General features: G+C 42.1%; 6 protein-coding genes and 1 pseudogene. 4 read left to right on the top strand and 3 right to left on the bottom strand.

What is annotated here, in order from left to right; genetic code table 11:
- Positions 1 to 179 precede the first annotated feature (179 nt).
- The gene (locus JUI58_RS04975) at positions 180 to 1,529 is read right to left on the bottom strand and encodes a histidine phosphatase family protein (protein ID WP_204102646.1); all 1,350 of its coding nucleotides are present in this window, start codon (positions 1,527 to 1,529) and stop codon (positions 180 to 182) included.
- Between the two features lie 121 nt (positions 1,530 to 1,650).
- Here JUI58_RS04975 and JUI58_RS04970 point away from each other — a divergent pair, with 121 nt between their 5' ends.
- Positions 1,651 to 1,968 (top strand): DUF3067 family protein, encoded by a 318-nt coding sequence (locus JUI58_RS04970; protein ID WP_204102645.1) that lies wholly within the window; start codon positions 1,651 to 1,653, stop codon positions 1,966 to 1,968.
- A 12-nt stretch (positions 1,969 to 1,980) separates the two neighbouring features.
- On the opposite strand, the pseudogene JUI58_RS04965 reads toward JUI58_RS04970, so the two are convergent.
- Positions 1,981 to 2,100 (bottom strand): annotated as a pseudogene (locus JUI58_RS04965) (endonuclease V); the annotation flags it as partial.
- Between the two features lie 44 nt (positions 2,101 to 2,144).
- Positions 2,145 to 2,507: a YkgJ family cysteine cluster protein gene (locus JUI58_RS04960; RefSeq protein WP_204102643.1), complete on the bottom strand. Its 363-nt coding sequence runs from the start codon at positions 2,505 to 2,507 to the stop codon at positions 2,145 to 2,147.
- A gap of 184 nt (positions 2,508 to 2,691) precedes the next feature.
- Here JUI58_RS04960 and JUI58_RS04955 point away from each other — a divergent pair, with 184 nt between their 5' ends.
- The 3 genes from JUI58_RS04955 to JUI58_RS04945 all read left to right on the top strand — a co-directional run bounded on the left by JUI58_RS04955 (position 2,692) and on the right by JUI58_RS04945 (position 3,780).
- Positions 2,692 to 2,844, top strand: a complete 153-nt coding sequence (locus tag JUI58_RS04955; protein ID WP_204102642.1) for a photosystem II reaction center protein Ycf12 — start codon at positions 2,692 to 2,694, stop codon at positions 2,842 to 2,844.
- A gap of 243 nt (positions 2,845 to 3,087) precedes the next feature.
- Positions 3,088 to 3,468: a hypothetical protein gene (locus tag JUI58_RS04950; RefSeq protein ID WP_204102641.1), complete on the top strand. Its 381-nt coding sequence runs from the start codon at positions 3,088 to 3,090 to the stop codon at positions 3,466 to 3,468.
- Between the two features lie 180 nt (positions 3,469 to 3,648).
- Positions 3,649 to 3,780, top strand: a complete 132-nt coding sequence (locus JUI58_RS04945) for a photosystem II reaction center protein Ycf12 (RefSeq protein WP_348539838.1) — start codon at positions 3,649 to 3,651, stop codon at positions 3,778 to 3,780.
- Positions 3,781 to 4,309: the final 529 nt, after the last annotated feature.

Genomic DNA, 4,309 nt, shown 5'->3' with positions numbered 1-4,309 from the left:
CTGAGAACGCCAGTTGTTCTGGGAACGCTACGAGGTCTCTCGTAGCTGAAAGAATCCCCAACCATAATCTTTGATTTGGTTGGGGAGCGTTCAAACACGATCTTGTTAGCTCCTTAGAAGTCATAGTACGGACAATTTTAAAGGCTCTGAAGTTATTTTTACAACTCCATCATCTTGTTTTACAATGCTCCGGCTGCAGTTCGATCTAAAATACCCGACCCCAAATAAGTCGTTAAATTGACCGTTTGCAAAACAGGTAAACCTTCTGCACCTTGGGGATAATCAATAACACTGACTGCACAATTTCCCTGTTTGATATTCCAGAAACTGTTGGGTTCTAACCCTAACAAATAGCAGATAATAACTTTGTTAATGGCATCATGGGCAGAAACTAATATGACCTTGGGTTCATCAGGATTAGAATGGGTTTGCACAATTTTATTCCATGCCGCGATCGCGCGATCCCAAACTTGTTGCAAATTTTCTCCTTCGGGCATTTGTACAGTTTCTGGAGCATCTTTCCACTGTTGTAATAATTCCCCAAATTCGGCCTCAATTTCAGATTCTAATTTTCCTTCCCAAAGACCGTGACTAATTTCTTTAAATTGGTCTTCTAATGCCAAAGGAACACTCTGATGATATTCAAGAATAATCTCTGCTGTTTCCTTGGGGCGCAATAAAGAGCTAGTAACCGCAAAATCAATCTGAACATCTTTGAGATATTGAGCCGCTTTTCGTGCTTGTTCTTTCCCCGTCTCATTGAGGGGGATATCCATCATTCCTTGGAAGCGAGACATACGATTCCACTCAGTTTCTCCATGACGAACCAATAATAAACGCACAGCAGGGGGTTTGGGAGGGCGAGGGGGAGGCAGCACGATCCCCATGTGGGAAACTTGATTGAGGGATTCTAACTGTACTGGATCTGCTAAACCGCCGCTAAAATTTAAAACATTAATACAGCAATTAGATTGTTGTATCGTGTGATAGCGTTCGGGAGGAATACCGATCGCGCTCATAATCAAACAGCGATTAATGCCATTATGAGCAACAATGAGAATTGTTTGTCCTTGATGTTTGGCGATCGCTTCTTGCCAAAATAATTGAGCCTGTTCGTAAAGAGAAAGGACTGGAAAATGCTCTTTTTCTCCTGCTGGTTCAGATACCAGCATTTTAAATTCATGGGGACGTTCTTTCCAACAGCGATAATCTGCGGGAAACTTTTCGACAACCTCTTGTTTACTTAGTTTTTCCCAAAGTGGGAGATCGACTTCCCTCAGTTCTTCTTTGGCTTCAGGAGTCAGAGAATTAGCCAAATATTGCTGAATAATAGAGGCAGTTTGAGTCGCTCGCTGCAAGGGACTGTGATAAAATGCGTCGAATGTTACGCCTTGCAATGCCATGCCAACTTTTTTAGCCTCAGTTTGTCCCTGTTCCGTGAGAACTGATTCATCGCAACGGCCTTGGATTTTTTGTTGAGCGTTATAGGAACTTTGTCCGTGACGCACGATAATAACACGAGTAGTCAAACTTCAATCCTCCAATTCTTGGGTTATTCTTCTACAGAGCAATGCGTAACAATCTGCAATATCTTACATCATTTGAAACCGCGCAATCGTTCTCAGGATTAAGAAAAAAATTGGGAGAATTATGACGGGAGAGGAACTCAGAGAATTATTACTGAAAAAATGGGGACGTTCTTATGATGTACGCTTGCGACAAACTAAGGGAACAATTTACCTACAGGTAATGTGGAAATATTTGGAACAACAGTCTTTTCCCCTTACTGAGATGGAGTATTTGCAGCATTTACAGGGAGTGGCGACATATCTCGATGCTTGGGAGGGAGAGTCTCAGGTTCAAGATTACCTTGCTAAAACGACAGAACGACCGCGTTTGGGTAAGGCTGTTAGTATTCCTCTGGATTTGGGCGATCGAGCTTCAGAATGGATTGTTGGGGATGTTTAAAGCATTTACCTGTTAAGAAGCGAGGCGATCGGCGAGGCGCGTTGTTTCGGGGAGACGATAACGAGGGGCGCAACGCAGGACATAATCGATCACCGTGGGTAAGCTAATTTTATGACCGATGGAAATGTAGAGATGGGTTTCCGTTGGCGACCAATTATGCTCGATATTCAGTTTCATTAACCTGACTCGCTGCTTGTTATCCCTTCATTGTAGCGAGACATTTCCGGGCTGAGATCGCCATAAACTCCAGTAATTTGCTGGTGACAACAATCTATGGCAAAATCATTAAAATCTTGGGGAGAAACCGCGTACATTTCCGTAAAAACATCCGATTGCACGCGACAAAAGCGAGGACGTTGCTCATAAATGCTACATTCTCGCGTCTGGCGATCGAAATTAATGCACCAGCCATCTTCTCCTACCATACTCATGTAGCGATCGAATTCTGCGGCAGAAAGATATTCTTCAAGTTCAGGGCGATCGGTGGGATCGAGATGACAGCAAGCACCGCACTGTTTTACGCAACGCCAAACCTTCATATTTCCGTATTCCCTTGTTTGTACTGCTAATATCCCGAACTCCCAATTATACACCTCATACCACCACCTACAGCGAATTGTTTAGTTTTGTATGTTTTATGAAAATGGCACCTCTTCCGGTTATGATGTACAGTGAATTTTTGGTTTCTTTTCTCACATTGGCTTGGACAACAGCATAAAAAATATGGACATCTTGACAGGCATTTTAACAAGCGTAACCAGCATTTTCGCAAGTGTTAACTTTGAAGTTATTTTTCAACTTCTGTTTGTTGGCTTAATTTTGATTTCAGGTCCCGCAGTGATCTTTTTGTTGGCACTCAACAAAGGGGATCTGTAACCCACGATTTTCCTCAAAATCGTTAAAATCATTGAAATTAAATCAGCGACATTAAATCAGCCCAAACTCATTCGAGTTAAAAAGCCCTTTCTTTTCGGAAAGGGTTTTTTAGATAGGGCATATCAGAGGTTTTTGATGCGATCGCCCAAAACTCAAGGATAAATTAATTCACAAAGAGCTTGTCACTTCCTCAAAACAATTGCTATGTTAGAAATATATTAATTGCGATTTATGTCAAGTAAAATGAACGTTAAAGCATTTCTTCTCGCTTCTATCCTAGGTTTATCAGTTCCCGCGATCGCCAGCACAGCTATTGCCCCTAACGCGATCGCTCAAGTTTCTGCGCCAGTTGGTACATTCGTTAACGGTACATGGTTGGTAAGAATTAGTTATTTTAACAATGCCTACTTTTACGAAGGAAATAACAAAAATACAGGGGATTCGATTACATTAAGCGGAGCAACTTTTGGAGGAAATAGCAATCGCCGCACAATGACGTGGAATAATGGAGGCTATCGCTATCAAGTTGCTTGGCAGCCCAACGATCCTGGAACTATTCGGGTGCAAGTTTTTAGCCCCAATGGACAACAAATATTAAACCAACTCCTCTATCAAACCAACTAGGTTAACAGCAAACCCAAAAATAGAGAGTGAGGGTTAGCCCTTGATTAAAATCAAGGGTCGCCCGTCTTATGTTAAAATACAGACCGCCTTCCGGTTATGATGTACAGTAAATTTTTGGTTTCTTTTCTCACATTTGGTTGGCCAACAGCATAAAAAAATATGGACATCTTGACAGACATCTTGACAAACGTAACCAACATCTTCGCAAGTGTTAACTTTGAAGTTATTTTTCAACTTCTGTTTGTCGGCTTAATTTTGATTTCAGGTCCCGCAGTGATCTTTTTGTTGGCACTCAACAAAGGAGACCTGTAACCAACGATTTTCAATTTGAACATGATTAAACATGAAGGTGTCCTTTTGAGCCTTCATGTTCGATATTGATTGTCCTTGGGACTATCCGCGATCCGATGGTTGACCAGCCGCTCCTACATACTTCTTAACAAAGACACTCAGGAAACCCGAAACGTTCTAATCTAAAAACTGACCGAAACTTTAACAAAAGCGTTTAATCAAGAGACTATACGCGATCGGTATCGAGGGAAACTCCCCGGTTTGGGGACGGTTGCACCGAAATGGTAGAGCCGTATCGATCCTGAAACCAAGCAGATGTCTCAATACCGAAAGCGATTAAACCGTCAACCCTTGAACAGGAGAAAGCTGAACGAATTGTCAGAAACCTCAGCCTAAAGGCATGAGGCTTGAAAGAGAAATCTAACAAGCCATTCTGACCAGACTAAGTACCCTGCGTACTACGTTATTTTAGTCACGACACCTGGGAATGCGAAGCTAGTTCCCCGCTCTGTCGTTAGCAGTTAAACAATTTTAAGGTCACTGAAATAGT

Source organism: Spirulina sp. CCY15215 (assembly GCF_016888125.1).
Taxonomy (GTDB): domain Bacteria; phylum Cyanobacteriota; class Cyanobacteriia; order Cyanobacteriales; family Spirulinaceae; genus CCY15215.
Note: the sequence above shows the minus strand (reverse complement) of the source record. Positions and strands in the feature narration are given on the sequence as shown.